At 54.2% G+C, this 25726-nt stretch carries 24 protein-coding genes; 14 read left to right on the top strand and 10 right to left on the bottom strand.

What is annotated here, in order from left to right; all coding sequences use genetic code 11:
* Nucleotides 1–2: 2 nt before the first annotated feature.
* Nucleotides 3–1175 (bottom strand): FMNH2-dependent alkanesulfonate monooxygenase, encoded by a 1173-nt coding sequence (gene ssuD, locus K5Y32_RS11830; RefSeq protein ID WP_101761167.1) that lies wholly within the window; start codon nt 1173–1175, stop codon nt 3–5.
* Nucleotides 1176–1449: 274 nt separating this feature from the next.
* Between ssuD and K5Y32_RS11825 the strand changes: the two genes are divergently transcribed.
* The gene (locus K5Y32_RS11825) at nt 1450–3378 is read left to right on the top strand and encodes a sigma-54-dependent Fis family transcriptional regulator (protein ID WP_222183982.1); all 1929 of its coding nucleotides are present in this window, start codon (nt 1450–1452) and stop codon (nt 3376–3378) included.
* A gap of 449 nt (nt 3379–3827) precedes the next feature.
* Here the strand turns inward: K5Y32_RS11825 and K5Y32_RS11820 are convergent, their stop codons facing one another.
* From K5Y32_RS11820 to K5Y32_RS11810, 3 genes are all read right to left on the bottom strand, one after another.
* A complete protein-coding gene (locus K5Y32_RS11820) occupies nt 3828–4799 on the bottom strand; it encodes a ParB family protein (protein WP_110867047.1) in 972 nt (323 codons plus the stop codon).
* 7 nt (nt 4800–4806) lie between these two features.
* Nucleotides 4807–6006, bottom strand: a complete 1200-nt coding sequence (locus K5Y32_RS11815) for an AAA family ATPase (RefSeq protein ID WP_222183980.1) — start codon at nt 6004–6006, stop codon at nt 4807–4809.
* Between the two features lie 1570 nt (nt 6007–7576).
* Nucleotides 7577–8506 carry a RepB family plasmid replication initiator protein gene (locus K5Y32_RS11810; RefSeq protein WP_007886110.1) on the bottom strand — a complete coding sequence of 310 codons (930 nt, stop codon included), beginning with the start codon at nt 8504–8506 and terminating at the stop codon, nt 7577–7579.
* A gap of 481 nt (nt 8507–8987) precedes the next feature.
* Between K5Y32_RS11810 and K5Y32_RS11805 the strand changes: the two genes are divergently transcribed.
* The 4 genes from K5Y32_RS11805 to K5Y32_RS11790 all read left to right on the top strand — a co-directional run bounded on the left by K5Y32_RS11805 (nt 8988) and on the right by K5Y32_RS11790 (nt 13828).
* A complete protein-coding gene (locus tag K5Y32_RS11805; protein ID WP_222183978.1) occupies nt 8988–10364 on the top strand; it encodes an aldehyde dehydrogenase family protein in 1377 nt (458 codons plus the stop codon).
* Between the two features lie 182 nt (nt 10365–10546).
* The gene (locus K5Y32_RS11800) at nt 10547–11821 is read left to right on the top strand and encodes a nucleoside permease (RefSeq protein WP_222183976.1); all 1275 of its coding nucleotides are present in this window, start codon (nt 10547–10549) and stop codon (nt 11819–11821) included.
* A 17-nt stretch (nt 11822–11838) separates the two neighbouring features.
* Nucleotides 11839–12861 carry an ADP-ribosylglycohydrolase family protein gene (locus tag K5Y32_RS11795; RefSeq protein WP_222184325.1) on the top strand — a complete coding sequence of 341 codons (1023 nt, stop codon included), beginning with the start codon at nt 11839–11841 and terminating at the stop codon, nt 12859–12861.
* A complete protein-coding gene (locus tag K5Y32_RS11790; RefSeq protein WP_222183974.1) occupies nt 12848–13828 on the top strand; it encodes a PfkB family carbohydrate kinase in 981 nt (326 codons plus the stop codon). The genes K5Y32_RS11795 and K5Y32_RS11790 overlap by 14 nt, the downstream gene beginning before the upstream one ends.
* Here the strand turns inward: K5Y32_RS11790 and K5Y32_RS11785 are convergent.
* Complete coding sequence (locus K5Y32_RS11785) at nt 13815–14555, bottom strand: GntR family transcriptional regulator (protein WP_222183972.1); 741 nt, start codon at nt 14553–14555, stop codon at nt 13815–13817. The genes K5Y32_RS11790 and K5Y32_RS11785 overlap by 14 nt on opposite strands.
* Before the next feature lie 154 nt (nt 14556–14709).
* On the bottom strand, nt 14710–14895 hold the full coding sequence (locus K5Y32_RS11780) for a tautomerase family protein (protein WP_008109189.1): 186 nt from the start codon (nt 14893–14895) through the stop codon (nt 14710–14712).
* A 167-nt stretch (nt 14896–15062) separates the two neighbouring features.
* Between K5Y32_RS11780 and K5Y32_RS11775 the strand changes: the two genes are divergently transcribed.
* From K5Y32_RS11775 to K5Y32_RS11760, 4 genes are read left to right on the top strand one after another with little or no spacing between them, the layout of a single operon-like run.
* Nucleotides 15063–16589, top strand: a complete 1527-nt coding sequence (locus K5Y32_RS11775) for an ABC transporter substrate-binding protein (RefSeq protein ID WP_222183970.1) — start codon at nt 15063–15065, stop codon at nt 16587–16589.
* Nucleotides 16589–17524 carry an ABC transporter permease gene (locus tag K5Y32_RS11770; protein ID WP_222184323.1) on the top strand — a complete coding sequence of 312 codons (936 nt, stop codon included), beginning with the start codon at nt 16589–16591 and terminating at the stop codon, nt 17522–17524. The genes K5Y32_RS11775 and K5Y32_RS11770 overlap by 1 nt, the downstream gene beginning before the upstream one ends.
* On the top strand, nt 17521–18306 hold the full coding sequence (locus tag K5Y32_RS11765; RefSeq protein ID WP_222183968.1) for an ABC transporter permease: 786 nt from the start codon (nt 17521–17523) through the stop codon (nt 18304–18306). The genes K5Y32_RS11770 and K5Y32_RS11765 overlap by 4 nt, the downstream gene beginning before the upstream one ends.
* The gene (locus K5Y32_RS11760; RefSeq protein ID WP_222183966.1) at nt 18303–19706 is read left to right on the top strand and encodes an ABC transporter ATP-binding protein; all 1404 of its coding nucleotides are present in this window, start codon (nt 18303–18305) and stop codon (nt 19704–19706) included. Before K5Y32_RS11765 ends, K5Y32_RS11760 begins: the two co-directional genes overlap by 4 nt.
* Here the strand turns inward: K5Y32_RS11760 and K5Y32_RS11755 are convergent.
* Both K5Y32_RS11755 and K5Y32_RS11750 read right to left on the bottom strand, forming a co-directional pair.
* Nucleotides 19703–20224 carry a GNAT family N-acetyltransferase gene (locus K5Y32_RS11755; protein ID WP_222183964.1) on the bottom strand — a complete coding sequence of 174 codons (522 nt, stop codon included), beginning with the start codon at nt 20222–20224 and terminating at the stop codon, nt 19703–19705. The genes K5Y32_RS11760 and K5Y32_RS11755 overlap by 4 nt on opposite strands.
* A gap of 139 nt (nt 20225–20363) precedes the next feature.
* Nucleotides 20364–20912, bottom strand: coding sequence for a helix-turn-helix domain-containing protein (locus K5Y32_RS11750; RefSeq protein WP_061719009.1), 549 nt, complete (start codon nt 20910–20912; stop codon nt 20364–20366).
* Between the two features lie 102 nt (nt 20913–21014).
* On the opposite strand from K5Y32_RS11750, the gene K5Y32_RS11745 reads away from it, so the two are divergent.
* Both K5Y32_RS11745 and K5Y32_RS11740 read left to right on the top strand, forming a co-directional pair.
* Nucleotides 21015–21689 carry an AzlC family ABC transporter permease gene (locus tag K5Y32_RS11745; RefSeq protein ID WP_110867038.1) on the top strand — a complete coding sequence of 225 codons (675 nt, stop codon included), beginning with the start codon at nt 21015–21017 and terminating at the stop codon, nt 21687–21689.
* Nucleotides 21679–21999 carry an AzlD domain-containing protein gene (locus K5Y32_RS11740; protein WP_008109204.1) on the top strand — a complete coding sequence of 107 codons (321 nt, stop codon included), beginning with the start codon at nt 21679–21681 and terminating at the stop codon, nt 21997–21999. Before K5Y32_RS11745 ends, K5Y32_RS11740 begins: the two co-directional genes overlap by 11 nt.
* Here the strand turns inward: K5Y32_RS11740 and K5Y32_RS11735 are convergent.
* Nucleotides 21981–22523 (bottom strand): GNAT family N-acetyltransferase, encoded by a 543-nt coding sequence (locus tag K5Y32_RS11735; RefSeq protein WP_222183962.1) that lies wholly within the window; start codon nt 22521–22523, stop codon nt 21981–21983. The two genes, K5Y32_RS11740 and K5Y32_RS11735, sit on opposite strands and share 19 nt — an antisense overlap.
* Nucleotides 22524–22616: 93 nt before the next feature.
* Here K5Y32_RS11735 and K5Y32_RS11730 point away from each other — a divergent pair, with 93 nt between their 5' ends.
* The 3 genes from K5Y32_RS11730 to K5Y32_RS11720 are packed head-to-tail and all read left to right on the top strand — an operon-like array spanning nt 22617 to nt 24838.
* On the top strand, nt 22617–23087 hold the full coding sequence (locus tag K5Y32_RS11730; protein ID WP_222183960.1) for a GNAT family N-acetyltransferase: 471 nt from the start codon (nt 22617–22619) through the stop codon (nt 23085–23087).
* Nucleotides 23088–23130: 43 nt separating this feature from the next.
* The gene (gene corA, locus K5Y32_RS11725) at nt 23131–24099 is read left to right on the top strand and encodes a magnesium/cobalt transporter CorA (protein ID WP_222184321.1); all 969 of its coding nucleotides are present in this window, start codon (nt 23131–23133) and stop codon (nt 24097–24099) included.
* 52 nt (nt 24100–24151) lie between these two features.
* The gene (locus K5Y32_RS11720) at nt 24152–24838 is read left to right on the top strand and encodes a DJ-1/PfpI family protein (protein WP_222183958.1); all 687 of its coding nucleotides are present in this window, start codon (nt 24152–24154) and stop codon (nt 24836–24838) included.
* A 45-nt stretch (nt 24839–24883) separates the two neighbouring features.
* Here the strand turns inward: K5Y32_RS11720 and K5Y32_RS11715 are convergent, their stop codons facing one another.
* Complete coding sequence (locus K5Y32_RS11715; protein WP_222183956.1) at nt 24884–25615, bottom strand: SDR family oxidoreductase; 732 nt, start codon at nt 25613–25615, stop codon at nt 24884–24886.
* Nucleotides 25616–25726 lie beyond the last annotated feature (111 nt).

Genomic DNA, 25726 nt, shown 5'->3' with positions numbered 1-25726 from the left:
CATTAGCTGGCGCTCGTCTGTTTTGACGGACGCTTATCGCCGCCAATGGTTTCACCAAACGGGCCGGTGTTAATGGTGCGTTCACGCTGCTGCTGTGCGTTAGCCAGCGGTAGCAGCGGCAACAGTAATTCGGCCACGCGATGCGCTTCTTCCAGATGCGGATAACCGGACAGAATGAAGTTGGTGACACCCAGCGCCTGATATTCGCGGATACGCTCAGCCACCTGCTCCGGGCTGCCGACCAGCGCAGTGCCCGCGCCACCGCGCACCAGACCCACACCCGCCCACAGATTTGGCGAGATATAGAGGTTGTCGCGCGAGCCGTTGTGCAACGCGCTCATTCGTGCCTGACCGGCGGAATCCATACGCGCAAAGATTTTCTGCGCCTGCGCGATGGTCTCTTCATCAAGATGACCAATCAACTTATCTGCCGCCGCTTTGGCTTCTTCTTCGGTCTCGCGCACAATCACATGCAAACGAATGCCGTATTCCAGCTTACGTCCGCGCTGTTCTGCACGTGCGCGCACCACTTCCAGCTTCTCGGCAACCTGCGCTGGTGGCTCGCCCCAGGTGAGATAGGTATCGATCTGTTCCGCTGCTACATCAATCGCCGCCTCCGATGAACCACCAAAATAGAGCGGCGGCCCCTTTTCCTGCACCGGCGGAAACAGCACTTCTGCGCCTTCAACGTGAATGTGTTTGCCTTCGTAATCCACTTTCTCGCCGCGCATCAGGCGGCTGTAGACGTCGAGGAACTCTTTGGTGACTTCATAACGTTCACTGTGGTTGAGAAAAATGCCGTCGCCTTTGTTCTCAATCGGATCGCCGCCGGTCACCACGTTAATCAATAAACGCCCTTCAGACAGACGATCAAGCGTGGTCGCCATGCGGGCTGCCAGCGTTGGCGGCTGCAGGCCAGGACGCACCGCCACTAAATAGCGCAGACGTTTGGTGATCGGCGCTAACGCAGAGGCCACCAGCCAGGAATCTTCGCAGCTTTTGCCGGTAGGAATTAATACGCCATAGAAGCCAAGATTGTCGGCGGCGAGCGCCACTTGCTGTAAGTAGGGTAAATCGACCGGGCGTCCGCCTTGCGTGGTGCCGAGGTAGCGTCCATCACCGTGCGTCGGTAAAAACCAGAAGACATTAATTTTATCGTTCGCGGAATCGGCCATTATGCTTTTCCTATATAACTTTATTAAAAAATGATCATTTTGAACTGCTTATTTGGTTATATAGCTGTTAGCAGAAAGCGTGCCAGGTTGTTAACGGGCGCGAATCCCCGTATTTCAGGCGGTTAGCCTTGTCGCCGTCAACCAAAACAGTTGCATTTGCGACTCTGGCGCAACAGCAATTGCTGCATATGCAACTGCTTATGCTTTTTACATGGTGTTAATAGTCAGCGTGAGCATTTAGGTTAACGATATGCTCGTTACAGGACTCAATGCCATGTTAACCACCTATAATCCCACCGATTCACCGCGCTTAGTCGATCCCGCTTCTCTGGCGTTTCAATCGCTGCTGGATAAGTTCGCGCCCACAGATGCCACCGTGCTGATTGTCGGCGAAACCGGCACAGGTAAAGAAGTGGTGGCGCGCTATCTGCATCATCACAGCCAGCGACGTCACGGCCCTTTCCTCGCGGTTAACTGCGGCGCGCTGACGGAAAGCCTGGCTGAAGCCGAGTTGTTTGGCCATGAGAAAGGCGCTTTTACCGGCGCGACGCAGTCACATCCCGGCTGGTTTGAATCAGCGCAAGGCGGCACCTTGCTGCTGGATGAGATTGGCGAGCTGAGCCCTTCACTGCAGGTTAAATTGCTGCGTGTGCTGCAGGAGCGTGAGATTACGCGCGTGGGCTCGCGTAAAGCAATCAAGGTGGATGTGCGGGTTATCGCGGCTACGCATGTGGATTTGGCGCAGGCGATTCGCGAGCGACGCTTCCGCGAAGATCTGTTCTATCGCCTGAATATTGCGGTGGTGCCATTACCGCCGCTGCGTCAGCGTCGTGAAGACATTCCGCTGCTGGCGCAACACTTCCTCGCCCTCTACGCACGACGTTTAGGCCGCCCGGCACGGCGTCTTTCGCCTGATGCGCTTGAAGCTTTGCGCGAATACAGCTGGCCCGGCAATATCCGTGAACTTGAAAACACACTACATAACGCCGTATTGCTGAGCCGCGAAGAGACGCTGACGCCCGCACAGCTGCGACTTGCTGGTTACAGTGAACATGGTTTTAGCGAGTCCAACGATTCAACGCTCGACAGTTTTCTTCAGCAGCAGCTAACCAGCCAGCCGCAACAACTGTTTGATCGCGTTATCAGCAGCCTGATTAGCAATGCGCTGTCGATGACAGATCAGAATCAAACCCAGGCCGCGGCGCTATTAGGTATCAGCCGCCACACCTTGCGCACGCATCTGGCGAATCAGGGAATGATTAAAGGACGGCGCAAAGCGCCGGTAACGGCATCGACATCCAATGTGCACGGGACGCTGGAGCGTGAGCTGCGCATTGGCTATCAGAAGTTTGGCAATCTCGGGGTGTTAAAAGCCCGTCAGAGCCTTGAACACTGTTTCGCTCAGCAAGGCATTAGCGTGTTGTGGAGTGAGTTTCCCGCCGGGCCGCAGCTACTGTATGCACTGCAAAACAACGAAATCGACTTTGGTACCACCGGCGAAGTTCCGCCGATTTTCGCCCAGGCGAGTGGCAATGCGGTTACTTATATCGCTTGGGAGCCGCCAGCGCCGAGCAGCGTTGGCATCGTGGTACCGCATGACAGCGATATTCGCACCATCAGCGATCTGCGCGGTAAGCGCATATCGGTTAATAAAGGCTCGAACGTTCACTGGCTACTGCTGCAGTTACTGGAGGAAGCGGGCATTGGTCTGGATGAACTCAAAGTGGTGTATACGCCGCCGAAATATCCGCTGACCGCCAGTGATTATCTCTCGGTTGATGCGTGGATGATGTGGGATCCGCTGCTTAGCGCTGCGGAGAGCAATCCCGAGCTGCGGATTTTGGTTAATGGTGAAGGGCGCGTACGTAATCATCAATTCTATCTGGCGCGGCGTGATTACGTTGAACAGCACGATGACATCCTCAGACAGCTGGTGGAGAATTTGCAACAAACGGGTTTGTTCATCGATAGCCATCGCCACGAAGCATCAATGTTATTGGCTCAGGAGCTTGGATTGGAAATCGCATCAGTTGAACGTGCCTTGACTCGCCGCAGCCACAAAACACGTGCGATGGCCTTCGAAGTAATCAAAGAGCAGCAGACCATCGCCGATCGCTTTTATGTGTTGGGGCTGATTAATAAACCGGTGCGCGTGCGCGATGCGGTCTGGCAATTTTCATCAGCGCTGGCGTTGATTGAGTAAGGTTAGTCTTGAAAGTTATCCACGTTTTCTGTGGATAAATCATTGAATATCATCTGGCTAATCTCGCTTAGGGACTTTTGATGATGGCTGAAATTACAGGCTTAATTGGCGATTTCAGCCTGAAATTTTATCTAAAACTCCTTACATTTCATATTACTAGCCATGAAATCACTTAGGCGAGCAGATGAAATTTCATTCGGTGTATTGACGGTGTTTCTGCTGTGACTGGCTGTTGCCGCTTTAGCGCACAGCTGGTTAAATTGGCTGCAGTTAGTTAATCGGTATTGGTGATTTATTAACGAATACCTTTTGGCTGCTGGCTGAAACTGTGGCGATTTCAGGCTGAAATTTACGCAGCGACAATCGATATTTCATACAGTTAGCGATGAAATTGCGTTGGCGAGGCTTTGAGAAGGGCATAAAAAAACCGCCCGAAGGCGGCATTTCACTTACTGATTAAGATACTTATTGAGCGTCTCGTTAATCACCTTATCCAGCTCTTCCTGCAACTCTTTTGACTGGCGATTAAACTCGTAGCTGAACATGCGTCCGCGCGTTTTCTTACGCGCAAAGCGGTCTTTATCGGCGAAGCTCCACAAAGGCGTCGCCACGGTTTTGTCTTTCGCCGGTGACTGAATCAGCGTCTGGCTGCCGTTACGCACTAAACGCAGGATGCCATTCTTTACTTCGTCTTCGGCCAATCCATCACGCGCACATACAGTATCAACATCCATACCGATAGTATCGATCAGGGCATCAACCGTTTGTCCGGTTTCCTGCAACTTCTCATACGCCTGCAGCAGCGATTTATAATCAGGATAGGTCAGCTCAGAATGATTCGGGAACAGCGTCACCAGCTCGAGCGGCACGCTCGCAGCCTGTAATGCACGCGTTACTTTGGCCTGCGATAAGCCTTCACTTTGCGCAATCTCTTTCTGCGACAATCCACTCTCTTTAAGCGACAGCAAACGCATGCCTACTTCACGCAGATTGTGCTCACGTGCGGTCTGAATATCCTGCGCTAAACGACGCGCTTCTTCCGCCGAGATAGCGACGTCAGTGACCAGCACATCCAGCCCGGTTTTGCAGTGCAGAGCCGCTGCACGACGACGTGAACCATCGAGAATCTCAATGCGATCGTCACGCTTTACGCCAATCGCCGGGAAAAACTGCTGCAATTTGATGGTGCGAATGATGTCGCGCAGCGATTCTGGCGTCAGGCCAGACTGATCGCGGCCATTGGTTTCCATCTTAACGAAGGTTTTCTCTTCAATTTCCTTCGCCGGGATGTGCTCCAGTGTGAACAGGGCGCGTTTACCCGTCGCCAGAATAAATGTCTGAGAATGGCCATCGGCGCTTTCCTCAGTCTGCAATGGTGTCTGGCTGAAGGTTCGGCCAATGGTGATTCTTTTTGCGCTCATAGTAACCTCAGTTCAGGCGAATGAATTCAATACGGTCAAATACGGCTTTCGCGAAATCTTCCGCCGCTGAACGCGCATTCTTTAAGGCTTCGGTGCTGCCCACGTAGGTTGATGGATTGGCTGAGATAACCGTATCAAACGACTCTCCGCAGCGCTCAAAGCCATCCAGACGCGGCAATGCAGCATCAAGCATATCGCCGCCAAAAATCTCTTTCGCCAGGCTGTGACACAGTTTGTGGTCCGCTTTATTCGACAGTTTAGACATAAAGCCAATGTTGCCCTGCAAACGGCAGGCTGCACCCGATTCTTCAATGATGCCAATCAACTCCGGCAAACGCGTTAAGTACTTCAGCGTGGAGTGGAAATCCACCTGCGCGGGCGGCACCGGCGTCATCAGTAAGTCTGAAGCAGCAATGGCGTTCTTCAGGAAGGCATCAAGATGCGGGCCGCTGTCGATAAAGATAAAGTCATAATCTTTCTTCAGCTTGGCCACCACGTTGTCATACAGCACCGCGTGGATATTCTGATCGGGCAGGTGAGCGGCACACAACTCTTCCCAACGCGAGGCAATAAAGGCGTCATCAATTGAAGCCGGCAGTACATCGACGCCCGGAATAATCGATGAAACGATAAATTCGTTAAGCAACTCTTCGCGGCTAACGTTCTGCAGCATCGCCTGTGCGGCGGTCGCTTCCACTAATCCCACTGAACGTTGATGGTTCAGGAACATGGTGGCGGATGATTGCGGGTCCAGATCGATGACCAGAATACGCAGATCTTCAAACAGCAGATGCGGATGCGCACGTAAGGCATGTGCCAGCGAAACGGTAGAGACCGTTTTTGAAACGCCGCCTTTGAGGTTGCCGACAAAGATGCTGAAGGCTTCATGGTGGCGATCGCGGTATTTTGGAACACCGCGATGATGATAGATATCGATGATGTTCTGAATCGACATCGCATACTTGGTTGAGCTGCCCGCAGCACGCTTATCGAAAGGATAACCGTTCTCTTCCATTTCGTTGACAGCGTAATCCACGCTCGCACGCGTTAGTTTAGGCAGTTTGGCTAACGCCGCTTTAGCGTAAACCTGATAGAACGTGTTTTCCCGCAACTCTTCTTTCTGCGCCTGAATCTGTTCAGTCAGGTTCATCAGCATTCTTTCTGAACGTTGTGCGACCTTCAGAACTTGCTTCTCATCGTTAGCCATACTTGCTCCACACATGTAGGATTTATGACTTTATACATAAATCCAGCACACGAGGCAAATATATCTCTTCTACACAGGAAGAATAAGTTATGTGAAAACACCTTGATTAAGAGCGGTTTAACGCAAAGATTCACTGTAATCAGCGATCGTTATTCAGCCATTACAGATTTTTGTACGATTTTGAACCGCCGATTTATTGTTCATTGGGACAAAGCTTCACTGTAGTCAGTAGCGGGTTTCTCTTTTTAAAAAGAGAAAAGAAGGGTGGTTGCGGCTGAAATGCTGGAACATTCACTGTAATCAGTAAGCTGATGAGCATCGATTAGCAACATTCACTGCAATCAGTAAGAGGTTCACTGTAATCAGCAAGCGGTAGCTGAAGATTCACTGTAATCAGTAGATGATGCGTGGAAGTTGAATGCAGGCGAGAGAACAACGATGAGTATCAGGCTGGTGAAATGTTCACTGTAATCAGTAAATCCCAAAGACTTTTTCACGTAACGTCAAACGTTCACTGTAATCAGTAAAAGCCTTGTACTCTTCATCGGCAAAGATTCACTGTAATCAGCAGAAGTCAGCGCTTCGATTACCCGTTCACTGTAATCAGTAAGTTAAATCGGCCAGACTGAGAGAACATTCACTGTAATCAGTAAAAGTTATGAAGCTGAGCAGAACGTTCACTGTATTCAGTAGAGCGTCATTTGCCGACAAATTGATGTGCCTAAAATCGCCATAAGCAATACAGCGAAATGCTCAGAATGTTGTCTTCAACATTCACTGTAATCAGTCACGCATCACGTTAAACGGCTTACTTGATTCCAATTGTGTGACGCTGATGTTCACTGTAATCAGTGAAACACGCTGCTGACTTAAACGCCTAACGTTCACTGTATTCAGTAAACAAGACGCGCTGAGTGAGTTTGTTTCATGCTGCAAACCCGGCAGGGCAGGGGACGAGTTGGTAACGTTCACTGTAATCAGTGACAGCGTGACGTGCGCTTAAAACAGAATATAAGCCCCAGTAGAAACGTCCCGCACTTTCGTTCACTGTAGTCATAAGACAGGCCAAACGTTCACTGTAATCAGCGTTGTGACCAACCCTGTCACTTTTACTGGCTGTATTAACAGTTAAACTGCTGATTACAGTGAATTACGTTGGAACAGGCTTTGTTGATACTTATAAATCATAACGTTGCATTTGATCGTTCACTGTATTCAGCACGCAGCGCTGTGATTAGCATTCACTGTAATCAGTGAAAGCGAACGCTCGAACAAACGTTCACTGTGATCAGTAGAAAGGCAGTGAAAAGGGAATCTGAGTGAAGCGTTACCGCCCTTGTAAGTACTCACTATCTTTAAAAGTACCTTAGAAAGGGCACAACGCGGTTGAAGACATCGCAGAAGACATAGCAAAAGCAGAAGGCTTCTGATTACAGTGAACGTTGCTGATTACAGTGCATGACGCGAGGACAGCTGATTGCAGTGAATGTTAGCGGAAGAGCATGTGTCACTTCTGCTCAAAAAGTGACACAGCTTGAAGGGGATTACTGACTACAGTGAACGGGCAAGATCACTCTTCAAACTCGATATCTTCCAGCGAATCGATACTTTCAAGATTGCTGATGCCGTCGAGTTTTGGCGTCCTGCTGTGGATGATGAAGAACACCGAGCGGCCGCGTTTCACTTCCGAATAGTCGAGATAGCCGATTTCTTTGAGCTGCTCCATCGCACGTCGCACCACGTGGTTTTGCGTGGTGGTTTTCGAGCCCAGGTTTAAACGCATACGCAAACGCGCCAGAGAGATGGGCGCCGGATTCGTTGGCAAACTTTCGAGATAGGTATACAACGCCTGAGCCGATTCTTTACGCTTCAAACGTGAAATGGCTCGCAGCTGCAGTAACACTTTATGGTCGAAATTATAGAGCTCGAATAACTTTGGATCGGCTTGGATGCGCACCAGATCCTTTTCACGGTCGTAATACGCCGATTGCACAAGGTGAGTGTGATAGGCTTTGCCATTACCTTCAAAAGACAACGTATTGGTCGCAATGCGTCGAAGGGAGGCATCTAAGCGCTTACGTAGCGCTGCTGAAGAGTTTGCCGAAGGGATCCCGCACATCTTAACGAAATCGATAAACGGCAGCGTCACGGTGTCGCCCTTTGAGGGATATCGCGAGAAAGATTGAATAATACCGGCCCAGGTTTTGAAATCATTATCCATGTCCAGCCTTGCGCCGGTAATGGTAATCTTTTCATAACCTTCTGATTTCACTAAAGAAAGATTCTTTAGCTCTTTCGTTGCATCGGTCGATGCCATCGCGCCTGATTTACCGCGCGCGGTGGATTTCAATGTTGGAACAAACAGACCCAGGCGCATTAAAGCGACCGGTTGTACGGTGTTGTTTTTATTGGGGTGGAGTTGAATAACTTCACCGCTGTTTTTTGTCACCGACAGAAAAGGCTCGAGTAACGCCTTGTTTTCACTCTCTTTATCTGCCATAGCCTGAGATCTTCATTCTGTGGATGAAAAGGGTCGTTTTCTGATTACAGTGAACATTAACACTGTTTATAGTGAACATTCTACTCTCTATAGTGAATAAACTACTGACTCCAGTGAACACTTTACTCATTATAGTGAACGCGATCACCTTCTGAGCCCTTGTGGGGTGCGGCCTGCGACGATCGGGGATCTCTTAGGATCTCTTTAAGATCTCTATATGATCTTTCTTTAAGATCTATTCACTGTATAACTTAATAACGCCAGGACTGAAGCGGCTTTAGACCGGTAAAATGTTTAAAACAGCCCCATCGCAATAACATCCTGTTTGATCCCACCAAATTATCAGTTATAGGCGATCAGGATCCCTCAGCTTCTCCTTAAATGAACAACTTCCTCATTATTATTCATTTTTAAGAAACTATATCCCGGCGTAAAGTGAACTTCATCGAACATCACATCACTTATGACGAGGACATCTTTCATGACTGACAACGTTATCTCCCGTAACCCTACCACCGGCGAAATCCTCGCAACCTATCCGCTGCAGAGCGCAGCCGAATTGGAAGCCGCATTGAAGCAAAGTGCTCATGCTTATGCAGAATGGCGCTATACCGCAATGCCGCAGCGAGTGAAAGTGCTGCGTCAACTGGCAGAACAGATTCGCCAGCGTCAGAATGAGCTCGCAACCATGGCCACGCTGGAAATGGGCAAACCTATTACTCAGGCACGTGCTGAAGTACTGAAATGCGCCAATCTCTGTGACTGGTATGCAGAGCACGGCCCGGCGATCCTTGCCGACAAACCCACGCTGGTGGAAAACCAGCAAGCGTGGCAGTCATTTCGTCCGCTTGGTGTGATCCTTGCCGTGATGCCATGGAACTTCCCTTACTGGCAGGTTCTGCGCGGCGCAGTCAGCATGCTGCTGGCGGGCAATACCTATGTGCTGAAGCACGCGCCAAGTGTGATGGGATCCGCCAACCTGATGAAGTCACTGTTTGACGCCACCGAACTGCCTAAAGGCGGCTTTACCGTGATCAACGTCGATAACGATGGCGTTTCGGCGGCGATCAAAGATCCGCGTATTGCCGCTGTAGCGGTAACCGGCAGCGTGCGTGCAGGCGGTGCAATTGCAGCGCAAGCCGGTGCGGTACTGAAGAAAACTGTACTGGAGCTGGGCGGCGCGGATCCTTTCATCGTGCTGGCGGATGCAGACCTTGATGCTGCAGTGGCCTCAGCGGTCATAGGACGCTATCAGAACACCGGACAGGTCTGTATGGCAGCCAAGCGGTTCATCATTGAAGAAAGTGTCTCAGAAGCGTTTGAAGCGCGTTTCAGCGCAGCGGTGCAGGCATTGAAGATCGGCGATCCTCTGGCAGAAGATACCTACATCGGACCAATGGCGCGTTACGATCTGCGTGACGAGCTGGATAATCAGGTGCAGCAGACCATCAAGGAAGGCGCACGTCTGGTATTAGGCGGCCATAAGATCGACGGCCCAGGCAACTATTACGCCCCGACGATCCTCGCCGATGTCACGCCAGCCATGACCGCTTTCCAGCAGGAAATCTTTGGGCCGGTTGCTGCAATTACCGTCGCTCATGATGCACAACATGCCTTAGAGCTGGCTAACGACAGCGAATTTGGGCTGAGTGCAACAGTGTGGAGCGGCAACGAAGCGCTGGCCAACGAACTGGCGGAAAAACTGGAGACCGGCGCGGTATTTATCAACGGCAATGGCGCATCAGATCCGCGTGTAGCGATTGGTGGCGTGAAGAAGAGCGGCTATGGTCGCGAACTGTCGAGCTTTGGCGTCCACGAATTCTGCAACATTCAGACGGTTTGGAAAAACCGCCGCTAAGTATCACCGGGCGCATCATTCGCGCCCCCATTTCCATCCCCGCATCCAGTTAGCTCCCATCTCAGACCGTTCCACATCGGTTAAAATGTTGTGGACCAGTTCAAAAAATCCGCCAGTGGTATTATAAAGGTATTATTTCTGGTGTTAGATTTGCCTCCACCTACACCGGGGAGTCCTTTTAAATGAAAACAACAATCCCAAAACTATCGTTCATGATGTTTCTTGAGTGGTTTATCTGGGGCGCATGGTTTGTGCCGCTCTGGGCATTTCTCAGTAAAAACGGCTTCTCGCCGGTTGAGATCGCCTGGTGCTACGCCTGTACTTCGATAGCCGCCATCCTGTCACCGATCCTTGTCGGATCGCTGGCCGATCGCTTCTTCCAGGCGCAAAAAGTATTGTCGCTGCTGACGATCGTTGGATCGATTCTGATGTTCTTCGCAGCCCAGCAAACGCATTTCGGCGGTTTCTTCCCGCTGCTGCTGCTGTATGCGCTCACTTACATGCCAACCATCGCCTTAACCAATAGCATCGCGTTTTCGCACGTCGCGGATGTGGAGCGTGATTACCCGCGCATTCGCGTCATGGGCACACTTGGCTGGATCGCGTCCGGCATCGTTTGTGGTTTCCTGCCGCCGCTGCTGGGCTATGGCGATATCTCAGCCAGCAACGTGCCGTTATTGATCACCGCCGCAAGCTCGCTGTTACTGGGCATTTTTGCCCTGACGCTGCCCGCCACCGAGCCGAAAAGTACCGGCAAATTTAGCCTGCGCGTGGCGCTTGGTCTGGATGCGCTGCATCTGCTGAAGGATCGCAGCTTCCTTGTGTTCTTCGTCTGCTCCTTCCTGTTCAGTATGCCGCTGGCGTTTTACTACATCTTTGCCGAAGGCTATCTGACGGAAGTCGGTTTGCCACATGCCACCGGCTGGATGACGCTCGGCCAGGTTTCGGAAATCTTCTTCCTGCTGGCGCTGCCGTTCTTCATCAAACGCTTTGGCATCGGCAAAGTGCTGCTGCTGGGATTAACCACCGCCGCACTGCGCTATGTGTTCTTTGTGTTCGGTGGCGATCAAAACATGCTGACTTACGGCTTGCTGTTCATGGGTATTCTGCTGCACGGCGTCAGCTACGATTTCTACTTCATCACCGCTTACATCTACGTAGATAAGAAAGCGCCGGTGGCAATGCGTAATGCCGCGCAAGGGCTGATCACGCTGGCCTGTCAGGGTATCGGCAGCCTGCTCGGTTATCGCCTTGGCGGCTATCTGATGCAGGAAATGTTCGCCTACGACCAACCCCGCAACGGCCAGACCTTTAACTGGGCCGGCATGTGGATGTTTGGCAGCGTAATGATCGTAATGATCACCATCGCCTTTATCGTCCTGTTCCGCGATGGCAAAAAACGCAGCGATGAACTTACCGTTTTCGAAAATTCAGCAACCGCTGACAGCCATAAATAAGGGATTTCACCATGACGATGACAACGCAGGAAAAACGGATTTTAGGCGCGTTTTACGGCCAGGCGCTGGGCGATGCAATGGGCATGCCATCGGAATTGTGGCCGCGCTCACGCGTGAAGCAGCACTTTGGCTGGATCGATCGCTTCCTGCCAGGCCCGGCTGAAAACAACGCCGCCTGCTACTTTGGCCGTGCGGCCTTTACCGATGACACTTCGATGGCGCTGGCATTGGCTGATGCGATCGTCACTCACGATGGCGAGATCAACGCCGAAACCATTGGTGCGAATATTTTGCACTGGGCCGAGTCGTTTGATGCCTTCAACAAGAATGTGCTTGGACCGACCTCAAAAATCGCGCTCAAAGCTATGAAAGCCGGCACGCCGGTGTCGCAGCTGGAAAATAACGGCACGACTAACGGCGCAGCGATGCGTGTGTCACCGCTTGGCTGTCTGCTGCCAGCACGCGATTTATCCGCTTTCATTGATGCCGTCGCACTGGCGTCGAGCCCTACGCACAAATCGGATGTCGCGATTTCCGGTGCGACGGTGATTGCGTGGGCAGTTTCACGCGCCATTGACGGTGCCAGCTGGGCAACGATTCGCGATGAACTGCCCGCGATCGCTCGCGCGGCGCAGGAAAAGCGTGTTACCACCTTTAGCGCCTCGATGGCGTCACGCCTCGAACTGGCGTTAAGCGTGGTCTCGCAGGGCAGGGGCGTGGAATCCATCATGCAGCAGATTTACGATCTGGTGGGCACCGGCACCAGCACCATTGAATCGGTACCGGCGGCGATTGCGATGGTGGAATTGGCCGAGACCGATCCCAATCGTTGCGCGATCCTTTGCGCTAACCTCGGCGGCGATACCGATACCATCGGGGCGATGGCGGTGGCCATTTGCGGTGCGCTGCACGGCATCGACAGCATCGACGTTGCCTTGAAAGCCGAGTTGGATGCCGCTAACGCGCTGGATTTCAGCCGTTATAGCGCCGCATTTACGCGTTTCCGCCAGCAGCGCGAGGCCGCTTATGCTAACGCCTGATGATCTGAAGAGACTTGAAGGCCGCCTGCCGGTGTGTGTGATTGGTGCGGCGGTGGTGGATGTGATTGCTGATGCTTACTCGTTGCCCCATCGTGGCAGCGATATTGAGCTCCACCAGCAGGGCGTCAACGTGGGGGGCTGCGCGCTGAATGTGGCGATTGCGCTGCACCGGCTTGGCATCCCGTCCATCAATGCGCTGCCGCTCGGCAACGGCACTTGGGCCAGCATTGTGCGGCAGAAGCTGACGGAATATGGCATCCACAGCGTGCTTGAAACGGCGAAAGGCGATAATGGCTGGTGTTTAGCGTTAGTGGAGCCCGACGGTGAGCGTACTTTTCTGTCAGTGAGCGGCGTAGAAAATCAGTGGGATGCAGCGCTGCTGAACACGTTGCCGCAGCCGGCCAATCGCTGGATCTACCTTTCCGGCTATCAGCTCACCAGCAAAAGCGGTGATGTGCTGATCGCCTGGCTGGAGCAGCAAAGCCAGCCGTATCAGCTGCTGGTGGATTTCGGTCCGCGTCTGGCGGATATCGGTGATGCGCAGTTCGAACGCGTTATGGCGTGCCATCCACTGATTACAGTGAACAGACAGGAAGCCGAACTGCTGTGGCATGAACGTTTGAATCAAACAAAATCCTTTGATGCACATCTGTTAATGACGTGCTGGCAGCAGCGATTCGATGGCGCGATGGTGGTGCGACTTGATAGCGAAGGCGCCGGTTTCGTTAACGCGGAAACACAGGGCTGGATGCCGGCGCTGCCGACAAAAGTGGTCGATACCATCGGTGCAGGCGATAGCCACGCGGGTGGATTACTGGCGGGTTTAGCTTCGGGTTGGTCGCTGGCAGAAAGCGTCGCGCTGGGCAACGCGGTGGCATCTTATGTGGTGTCACAACGCGGCGGGGATTGCGCGCCCGATCGCGCCACGTTAACAGCTTACTGGCAGCAGCGCTTTACTCCGCAATAAACACATACATATCGCTACGACAGTAGCTAATGCTGTACTCCAGCGGATTGCCCTGCGCATCTAACGCCAGCTGCTTGATCACCAAAACAGGTACGTTGTCGGGTAGGGCGATCTGCTGCTGCAGCGCCTCATTAGGCATGCGAGCACTCACTCTGCTTTGCGATTTTACCGGCAGAATTTGCTGCTGGTGGAAATAGTCGTACAGCGAAATACCAATCGCATCCGCATCAGCGATGTAGCGCGCCGGCACCCAGGATTCTTCCACCGACACCGCTTGCTGATCGACATAACGAATGCGCTTCAGCAAATAGACGTCGCTGCCTTTGTCCAGCCCCAATTTCTCAGCGATTGCTGCATCGCAATGGATTTTGCTTTTGTTAATCCACACGGTGTCGGGCTTTTTACCACGCAATACCGCTTGCTGCGACAAGCCTTTCGGCTCTTTAAGCGAATACTCGAACTGGCTGCAGATTTGCGTGCCGTAGCCACGCGAGCGCAACACCATGCCCTCTTTTTCCAGCGCGTCCATAGCTTTACGCACGGTAATACGCGAAATGCTCAGCGACTGGCTGAAGTCACGCTCACTCGGCAGGATCTCTTCATGCACTAGCACACCATCACGCACCGCATCTTTGATTGCAGTGGCAAAGCGTTTGTACAGTGGCGTGCGGCTGTCATCAGCAAGGGTAGAAGTAAGCCGCGAAAATAGTGCAGTTTGGTCGGTCATAGCGGGCGGATTCACTCATTCTGGTAAGCGGCAGAACGTCTATGATACTGACATTTCGACGTTCGCGAAGCATTCGATGAGTATGGATATCACGAATAATCGCTTTAAAAACAATTAAAGCCCCAAAGGGGCTTTTCTCGGACTGAACCCGAACTCAACGCTCATCAAACGGCACGCCGCCTTTCGACTTATGATGTTTTGGCGTTTCGATGATGGAAACCGTTACTGAATTAGCATCGATCTCAAACGAATCTGCCACCGCCGCGGTGACGGCTCTCAACAACTTCTTTTTCTGCTCAATCGTGCGACCTTCTGCCGCATATACAACGATTTCTGGCATCTCTGCTGCTCCTTAAAGTAAACGTTGGTTTTCAGCATAGCGCAGCAAAAGCACTGCGCGCAGCGTCAATTACCCGTCTTTGCCAGCAATCTGTGTTGAAATGTGTATTGTTATGTTATAACGTAATTAACTCACATAATTTGTAGCGGCTTCAGTCGGAAATCTTAATGAAATCAATGAAAAATTTGCTTATCGCTTCGGCGTTAGGCCTGGCTTCTTACGCCTCAATGGCGGCTGAACATCAGGATAAAACGGTGCGCATTGCGGCACCGTTTGAAATCAAAGGCGCCGATCCCGCACTCTCCGGCGACATTTTGTTGCGAATGGATGTGGTGGAAACGCTGGTGGAAGTGAACGAACGCGCCGAGCCCATTCCGGCGCTGGCGCAAAGCTGGCAGGTATCGGCAGATGGTTTGCAATGGCAATTGAATTTGCGTCCCAACGTGCGCTTCCATGATGAATCGCCATTGGATGCGGCCGCGGTGGTGAAATCACTCAACACCGCGCGCAGCAAAGCGGGTCTGCTGGGTAAAACGCCGATCACCGCTATCAGCGGGGAAGGGCAACGCGTCACCATCACCTTGAGCGAACCATTTACGCCGCTGCTTTCGGTTTTAGCAGAGAGCCGTTCCCAGATTCTGGCGTTGGCTAGCTGGGATGCGCAGGACAACATCACCCGCATCATCGGCAGCGGCCCGTTTATGCTGACGTCATTCCAGCCACCGCAATCGCTGGCGGTACAACGGTTTGACGATTACTGGGGCGAAAAGCCGGCGATTGCGGCCGCCAGCTATCTCTCTTCCGGACGCGCCGAAACCCGCGCCTTGCTGGCGGAGAGCGGCGACGCGGATTACGTATTCAACCTGGATGCTGCCAGCCGTCAGCGTTTAGCACGCAAGCCAGCGCTGCAGCTGCCCGCCATTCCGGTGCCGCGCACACTGATGCTAAAACTGAATGCGGGCGATCCGCTGTTAGCCGAACAGCCGGTGCGTGCAGCGATCAGCATGGCGATAGACCGTAACGCGCTGGCGATGGCGGTATTGCGTTATCCAGGCGCGGCCACTCAGTTATTCCCGCCGAATATGGGTGAATGGCACAACAACGCACTGCAACCGCTGCAGTTCAATCCGCAGCAGGCGGCACAGCAACTGCAGGCGGCGGGTTGGAAAATGGGTGCAGATGGCGTGTTAGCACGTAACGGCCAGCGCTTTAGTGTGACGCTGCTGACCTTCCCCGATCGTCCCGAACTGCCGCTGATGGCGATGGTTATCCAGCAGCAGCTGCGCAAAGTCGGCATTGAAGTGAAGATCAACTCCACCAACGCCAGCGAAATTCCGGCGCAGCATCACAGCAATCGTCTACAACTGGCGCTGTTTTCCCGCAACTTTGCACTCACGCCTGACCCAACCGGCACGTTACTGCAGGATTATGCGGAAAAGGGCGGCGACTGGGGCGCGATGAACTGGCATCCGGCCGGTTTTAGCGCGGCATTGCACACCTTAACGCAATCCACCGATGCGGACGAACGTGCGCAGGCGCGTAACCTGATCACTGCCTCGTTACAGCAAGATCTGCCGGTGATCCCGATTGCCTGGTATCAGCAATCGGCCGCGATTAACAGCAAGCTGAAAAACGTCACGCTAGATCCGTTTGAACGCCACTTTGGTCTGCGTCAGATGCAGTGGGAGCAATGATGTTCAAACTTGTTAGCTGGCGCGTAGCGCAGGCGGCTTTTGTGGTGCTAGCGGTGGGATTACTCACCTGGTTTTTAGTGCAGTCCTTGCCCGGCGATATGGCATGGCGCATTGCCAGCGGGCGTTATGGCTACGATCGTGTGGATGCCAACGCGGTGGCGCGGGTGCAGCAGGAACTGAGCGGATCGCTGCAGCAGGGCAGCGCGTTGCTGCACTGGCTATTCGATCTGCTGCAGTTCAACTTTGGTCGTTCGCTGGTCTCCGGCGAACCGGTGATGGATGAACTGCGCTGGCAGCTGAGTCAAACGCTGGCGCTGGCAGGTTCATCGCTTTTCCTGACGATTCTGTTTACCTTGCCGCTGGGCATTTGGGCAGGATGCCACGCCAATGGCAAGCTCGACCGCGCGTTATTCTGGCTGAGCGCGCTGCTGAAATCGGTGCCGCATTTTGCGCTTGGTATGCTGCTGATTGTCCTGCTGGCGCTGCAGCTCGATTGGCTACCCAGCGCCGGGCATGGCGAGCTGCGTCATTTTCTGTTGCCATCGTTGACGCTGGCATTGTCGTTAACCGCGGTGGGCGTGCGCGTGGTGCGTGAAGCCACGTATCAGGTTGTCAGCTCGGGCTATTACCGCTGGGGCGCGCAAAAAGGATTAGCGCCCGCAACGCTAATGCGGCGTCATGGATTGCGCAACCTCGCATCGCCGGTATTGACCTGGTTCGGCATGCAGTTTGTCTGGCTGGTGGAAGGCGTGGTGGTGGTAGAAACGCTGTTTGCCTGGCCTGGCATTGGTCACGCGCTGGTGCATGCCATCTTCGCCCGCGATGTGCCGGTGATTCAGGCCTGCGCCATGACGCTCGGACTGTTGTTCGTGCTGCTGAATATGCTGGTGGATGCGGGGTGTCATCTGCTTGATCCCAGAGGAGCGCGCGCATGACAATTTCATTTTCGCGTCTGATTGGCCTGCTACTGTTGTGCTTGCTGCTTGGTTTCGCTTTCCTGCTCCCCCTGATTCACCACGGCGACCCGCTGGAACAGGATCTGCTGCAGATGCTGCACGCGCCGAGCGGCGGCAATCTTCTCGGGTTTGATCATCTTGGTCGCGACATGCTGCCGCGCCTCAGTGCCGCGTTGCGCCTTTCGCTCGGTCTCGCCGCGCTCTGTGTGATGAGCGCGCTGCTGGCGGGCGTGCTGGCTGGCGTATTCAGCGCGCTGTATGGCGGCTGGCTGGATCGTCTGCTCAGCATGCTCGGCGATATGTGCCTGGCGCTGCCGGGATTGCTGCTGGTGCTGCTGTTAGCGGCGATTGCGCCGGATTCTCCCGGCATGTTGTGGCTGGGGATTTCGCTGGTGCTGTGGGTGGAGTTCTTCCGCGTCACGCGCGCAACCCTGCGCCCGATTGTGCAGGCACCCGGCATGCAGGCCTCAAAGTTGCTCGGTTTTTCGGCGTTCTACCGTTTCCGCCGACACCTGTGGCCAGCGTTAGCGCCGGTATTAACCACGTTGACTCTGTTCTCGTTCAGCAGCGCCATCATGGCGGTCTCTGCGCTTGGCTTTATCAGCGTCGGCGTACGTCCGCCGACGCCAGAACTGGGTTTGATGATGACCGAACTGCTGCCGTTTGCCTGGGAAGCACCGTGGCTGCTAATGCAGCCGGTAATCGCGCTGTTTCTGCTGTTGATCAGCCTGAATCTGTTAATGAAAGAGGAGCGTAAATGAAAGGATTACAGGTTATCGGCATCAGCGTCACAACCGCCAGCGCCACGCTGGTGGAACCGGTTGATTTCACCTTGCAGCCCGGACAACCGCTGACCTTGCTGGGTGAAACCGGTTCAGGTAAAAGCCTGCTGGCACAAGCGGTCATGGGCATTTTGCCTGACGATTTACAGTCCAGCGGTACGCTAATCATCAACGAACAGCGTTTTACCCTGCCGCAGGATGCCGGATTGTTGCGTGAATTATGGGGCCGCACATTAGCGTCGCTGCCGCAGGAGCCGTGGCTGTCGCTGGATCCCACCATGTCAGTGCAGCAGCAGGTTGCGGAAGGCTATCGTTATGTACGCGGAAAGGCGAAATCCACCAGCGCACTGTCGGCCCAGCGCGATTTACAGCAGCTTGGTTTACAGGACGCGGCGCCGCGTTTTCCGTGGCAACTCTCCGGCGGGATGGCGCAGCGCGCCGCCTTTGCCGCCGCACGGGCAGGTGGCGCGGAGATACTGATTGCCGATGAACCCACCAAAGGGCTGGATGTGGCACGTCGTGATGAAGTAGCCGCTTTGCTGCGCCGGGAAGTGGCCGACGGCGGCACACTGCTCACCATCACCCACGACATCGCGCTGGCGCGCCAGTTGGGCGGTGAAGTGATCGTGATGCACAAAGGCAAGGTGATTGAGCAGGGCAGGGCGGAACAGGTGTTACATGCACCGCAGCAGCGCTATACGCGTGAATTACTCGCCGCCGATCCCACCGCCTGGCCTGCACGGCAACAAACCGTTATTGGCAGCAAACCGGTGGTGAGTGCTGAGGGCATCCGCTTGCAGCGCGGCGGTAAATCGCTCGGCGTGCCGCAAGACTTCAGGCTGCACGCCGGAGAAATCGTTGGATTACACGGTGCCAGCGGCAGCGGTAAAAGTAGCTTTGGCGATGTGCTGCTCGGCCTGCTAACGCCGCAGCAAGGCAAGGTGACGCGGCATGCGGCGGTCGATGGGCTGAAATACCAGAAGATTTATCAGGATCCGTCTGCGCTGTTTCCGCCGACCCGCACGCTGGCGCAAAGCCTGGACGATGTGTTGCGCCGTCATCGCATCGCCTCCACGCGGCGGGATGCGCTGATGGAGCAATTGGCGCTGTCACCGGAACTGCTGACGCGCCGTCCCGATTCACTGTCGGGCGGCGAGCTGCAGCGCTTCTCGCTGTTACGCGTGATGCTGCTGGATCTGGTATTTCTGTTTGCCGATGAACCCACATCGCGTCTGGATCCGCTGGTGCAGCAGCAAACCATCCAGCTCATCACCTCGCTGGCGCGCGAGCAGCAGTGCGCGGTGTTGCTGGTGAGCCACGATCGCGATCTGCTGGAAAAGGCCACGCATCGTATGATCGCGATGGAGGCGGTCGCTTAACGTTCTGGCTGCAGGCTGTCGCCGTGACCGAGTGAACGCTGCATCACTACGGTATCCAGCCAGCGGCCATGTTTGAATCCCACTGATTTCATTACACCGGTGTGCTCAAAACCGAGCGCCCGGTGTAATCCCAGCGATCCGGCATTCGCGCTATCGCCAACAATCGCGATAATTTGGCGAAATCCCGCCGCTTCTGCCAGCGCAATGGCTTTTTGCAACAGTGCGCGACCAATGCCTCTGCCGGTTTGCTGCTGATCGAGGTAAATCGAATCCTCCAGCGTGAAGCGATAGGCATAACGCGGGCGATACGGCGCCAGATAGCAGTAACCCAACACCTGATCATCCTCCTGCGCCACCAGCCAAAAACCGCCGCGCTGCTGCACATCCTGCACGCGATTCTGCATTTCGCTCGCCGAAGGGGGTTCAGTTTCAAAGGTCGCGGTGCCGTGCAGCACATGCCAGGCGTAGATTTTCTGAATGGCAGCGGCGTGATGAGGTCGGGCGGGAATAATGTCCATATGTTCCTGATTCATAGCGGAGAAGATCACAGCATGCCACCGCGCCGCACGCGAATCATCGGATTTAATAATAGGAAATTCTGATGGTTACTCTGCAGTTGCGTAGGGTGGCCATTTATGGCGACCTGGCCAACCCCGATCAATTCTGCTCCGATAATTGCACCGCCATAGTATCCGCCTCTAAAGCCTCGAACACATGCGGTTCGTCGGCGGGATAGCAAATGTAGTCGCCGGGATGCAGTTCGACCGGCGCATCGCGCGGCCCAACCAGCGCCCGGCCACGCGCGATAATCACATGCTCCACCGAGCCCGGCGGATGCGGTTTTGAATCGCGCGGCGCGCCCGGTTGGCTGGTGACCAGATAGAGATCGCGGCGTCCGCCGGGCGGGCAGCTTGCCAGCAATGCCGCCTGATAATCCGCCATCTCCGCCGAGACGATCATGCCTTCGCCACGGCGAATTACCTGCAATCGCTTCACTTCCGGCTCCATCAAACGCGCGAAAGGAATGTTCAGCGCCACACACAGCGCCCACAACGTTTCAAGGCTGGGATTGCCATTGCCCGCTTCGAGCTGCGACAGCGTAGATTTGGCGATACCGGCGCGACGCGCCACCTCTGTCAGTGAAAGCCCCGCGCGCTGACGTTCGCGCAGTAATCCGACAGCAATAATATCAATTGGCGTGGTCAAACCCTCTCCTGTTCTTTATATCGAACGATTTGTTCGTCTTGTAAAACGATTCTGGCGCGTTCATTATAACGGCTTTCCTGTTCGATATGAGATCAAATTGTGATGCGTCTGGGTGCAGTACCGCTTGATCGCGGAGTAATAAAAGCCATTTTCCTGGTTTGTCTTGCCGACGGCATTGTCGGGCTCTCTTACGGTTCGCTGGCGGCAGCGGAAGGGTTTCCGCTGTGGGTGCCGATTGCACTATCAACGCTGGTGCTGGCGGGCGCGTCGGAATTCCTGTTTATCGGCATCGTGGCTGGCGGCGGCAGTCCGTTAACGGCGGCGGCGGCGGGTTTGCTGGTCAACGCGCGTCATCTGCCGTTTGGCATTGCGGTGAAAGATCTGGTTGGTAAAGGCAGCCGCAGTTTGTTGGGATGCCACATCATGAATGATGAAAGCGTGGTGTTTGGTATTTCCCAGCCAAAACTGGCGCAACGTCGTGCCGCGTACTGGATTTGCGGATTAGGTATTTTCACCATCTGGCCGCTGTCGGTAATTGGCGGTGCGGTGATCGGGCGCTTTATTCCCGACGTATCGGCCATTGGTCTGGATGCGGTGTTCCCAGCGATCCTGATTGCCCTGATATTCCCGGCGCTGCGTCAGCGTCGTACGCTGATCCCCGCTACGCTGGGCACCACGCTGTCTGTGCTGGCGACACCGTTTGTTCCAGCGGGCATGCCGGTGCTGTTTTCACTGCTGGGATTACTGAGCTGGCGGGAGCGTAAAAATGCAAAATAATCTGATCATTGGCGGCATCGCGCTGCTGGCGGTAGGCACTTATGCGATTCGTTTCGCCGGTTATCGCCTGGGCAGCCGCATGCAGATGTCGGATCGCGCACGCAATATGCTATCCGATGCTGCCACCGTTTTGCTGCTGGCGGTGGCCGTTACCACCGCGCTGTTTGAAGGCACGCATTTTGCCGGCGTGGCGCGCATCGCCGGCGTGCTGTTTGCGGTGTTTCTGGCCTGGCGCCGCACACCGCTAATCCTGGTGATTATTGGTGCTGCGCTGATGACCGCGCTGCTGCGCTATTTCGGCGTGCCTTGATCGCGCCAGGTTTGGGCGCGTAATTCATATACCAAACTGGCGGGCGCGCCCGGAACATCGTGAACCTGGCCGTAACAGCGTAGTCCCGCCTTTTCCAGTACCTGCTGTGATGCAATATGTTCCTGACGCACCGCCGCATCAATAACCGGAAGCTGGCATTCATCGAAGCCATAAGCGATAACCCTTCGTGCAAACTCGGTGGCGAAACCTTTTCCCCACGCCTCTTTCGCCAGACGATAGCCAAGATTGTTTACCGGCTTGCCAGCAAACTCGCGCACCGATAAACCACCAAATCCGATAACCTCATCCGGCTGTTCCCGCAGGCAAATTGCCCAATTACCAAAGGGAAAGGATTGCCAGTGCGCCAGCCAGCGATTTAACACCTCCTCTGCAAAGGCTAAATCGGGAAACGGACCCGCCGGATTGAACATATTGGTAGCGGGATCGCCATAGATGGCAAACAGTCGCTGAACATCGGTTGGAGCAACCGGACGAAGAAATAAACGTGATGAAGTGAGCTGCATTGTCGTAACCTTTTGTAGCCGGATTCGGCGTTATCTTCCTGATGAGTTTTGTTACTGTGATACTCCACGGATTACTAGCATAGAGGAAAACGTATGAAACCGCGTTTAGCCCGCTGTGATGAAACGGCCACGTTGTGGCGCATCCGCAACCTTGCCATTCGCCACGGTTGCCAAAACGTTTATCCCGCTGATGTGATCGCCGCATGGACGCCCGATGCGTTGCCGTCTGGCTACTTTGAGGCGGTAAAAAGCAATCCGTTTTATGTGGTCGAGGATGCTGAATATGGCGTGGCTGCGACCGGATTTCTTGATCTGCACAGCGGCAGCGTTGAAGCGATCTTTACGCTGCCGGCCTGTAATGGCAAAGGTTATGCCAGCGCCATCATGCAGGCAATTATCGATGAAGCGTGTCAGCGTGGTTTTACTCAATTGACGCTCGCCGCCACGCCCAACGCCAGTAGCTTCTATCAGCGCCACGGTTTTCGTGTGGTGCGTGAAGCGCTTTATCCCTCGGCGCTGGCGCAAGCCGATCTTCCTTGCGTCGAAATGGTACGTAATCTTTAAGGCTAAAATGAAAAAGAGTGCAAACAACAAGGACGGCGCGAATATGGTCATTAACTGCGTAGCGTATCGCCACGGCAAGCGCGAAGAGCATGTCGACATCGCCGATATTAGTGAAGTATTAAAAGAGGATAAATCCTTCGTCTGGATGGGTTTGTATCAACCCGAACCGGCCTTTATGCAGACGCTGCAGCAGGAGTTCAGCCTGCACGAACTGGCGATTGAAGATGCGCTGGTGGCGCATCAGCGACCGAAGATCGAGCAGTACGGCGATTCGGTATTTATCGTGGTAAAAACCGCCCACATGGACGATTTGCAGCGCATCACCTTCGGCGAAACCCACTTCTTTCTCGGCAAAAATTTCCTGATTACCGTGCGTCACGGATCATCGGAAGGCTATGCAGACATCCGCACCAAAGCCGAAAAGAACCACGCATTACTGTGTGAAGGTCCGGGTTATGCGCTCTATTGCATCCTCGATTTCATCGTTGATAGCTATAGCAAAATCACCGAATCACTCAACGATCGCATTAGCGGGCTGGAACAGGGCATGTTCACCACGCGTTTTGACAGCGACGCGCTGCAAAACGTTTATCACCTGCGCCGTGAACTGCTGGCGCTGCGTAACGCCGCGCTGCCGGTGACCGAAATCTGTCAGCAGCTGGTGCGCTTCCATGAAGATATCATTCCAAAAAATCTGCGCGCCTACCTGCGTGACGTGCAGGACCACGCGCATCATGTGATGATCGATGCGGAAGATATGCGTGAAATGCTCACCAGCGCGATGCAGGTCAATCTGGCGCTGGTGTCGGTGCAGCAAAGCGAAGTGAATAAAAAGCTCGCCGGTTGGGGTGCGATCCTGATTGTGCCCACCATCATTTTCAGCATGTACGGCATGAACTTCCCCGATATGCCGGAGTTGCACACGCACTTTGGCTATCCCGCGGTGGTGGGCATAACCGTCGTTATCTGCTGCGTAATGTGGTGGCGGCTGAAAAAGGCCGGTTGGTTATAACCGTTAAATGCCAGCATTTTTTTGAACAACTTGCTGCAACCCGGAGCGAAAGATGTCTTTTAATATTGGTCTGCTGCTGTTCCCCAACCTCACGCAACTCGATCTAACCGGTCCATGGGAAGTGTTTGCCCGCATGCCCAACGTTAACAACTATCTGATTTGGAAAGATCGCCAGCCGGTGATGTCGGATCGCGGGCTGGCGATCGTACCCACCGTGACCTTTAACGATTGCCCGCAACTCGATTTGATCTGCATTCCCGGCGGTCCCGGACAAATTGCGCTAATGGATGATGACGAAACGCTGGATTTTGTCCGTCGCATGGCGGAGAACGCAAAGTGGGTGACTTCGGTGTGTACCGGTTCGCTGGTGTTAGGTGCTGCGGGATTGTTGCAGGGATATCGCGCAACGTCGCATTGGGGTTCGCTTGATCAACTGAGCCTGCTCGGTGCCACGCCGGTGGCGGAACGCGTGGTGCGCGACCGCAACCGCATCACTGGCGCGGGCGTCACTTCGGGCATTGATTTCGCTTTAACCATAGCGGAAGAGCTGCTTGGACGTGAAATCGCGGAAAACATCCAGCTGCAGATGGAGTACGATCCGGCGCCGCCATTCCATTCAGGTTCGCCACGCAGCGCCTCGCCGCAACGTTTGGCTGAGGCAAAAAGCCAGATGCAGGATTTTATTTCTCGGCGCCGTGCGGCGACCGAAAGTGCCGCAGCGCGGCTCAAGCGCGACTGATAAAAGCTGGCGATTTCAGCCTGAAATCGCCACTGTTTTTACCGCTTAATGTGCGCTGGCAGTAGGGCGCACCGTGATTTCACTGGTGTCCACTTCGCCAGGCTGATCGATGGCCCAACTCACCGCTTTGGCAATAGCTTCTGGCTGGAGCGCAATCTGGCGATAGCTCTTCATCGCTTCACGCGCGGTGCTATCGCTGATGGTATCTGCCAGTTCAGATTCGACTACGCCAGGATTGATCACCGTAACCCGCAGATGTTGCGACTCCTGACGCAGGCCATCGGAAATGGCGCGTACGGCGAATTTAGTCGCGCAGTAAACGGCGGCGGTCGGCGAAACGGTTAGCGCGCCAACCGAGGCGATATTGATAATGTGACCAAACTGCTGCGCCTGCATGGTCGGCAGCACCGCCGCAATGCCATACAGCACGCCGCGAATATTGACGTCCAGCATCAGATCCCATTCATCGACTTTCATTGAGCTCATGGGCGACAGCGGCATTACGCCCGCATTGTTGATCATTACATCAATACGGCCATATTTCTCCCGTGCAAAATCGACCAGCTGCTGGGTATCGGCGCGCTTAGTCACATCGGTGGCAAGATAATCTACACTCGCGCCGCCAAAGCGCAGCTCATCACACAACGCCTGCAGACGATTGGTGCGGCGCGCGCCGAGCACCAGTTGATGACCTTGCTGAGCCAGATAACGTGCAATGCCTTCGCCAATGCCGCTGCTGGCACCCGTCAAAATAATCACTTTTTTCGCTGTGTTCATGATGCATTCCTCGTTGAGTTGACGAGGCTATTGTTGATAAATCATGCAGTGCGCAACAGACCGGATTGTGGCGCATCTTTGCCTGATCCTCTCGTGTGCATTGTGCAAACA

It is taken from the genome of Pantoea sp. DY-15 (assembly GCF_019795935.1).
In the GTDB taxonomy this organism is placed as follows: Bacteria; Pseudomonadota; Gammaproteobacteria; order Enterobacterales; family Enterobacteriaceae; genus Pantoea; species Pantoea leporis.
The sequence above is the reverse complement of the archived record's forward strand: the minus strand, read 5'-3'. Positions and strand labels throughout refer to the sequence as shown.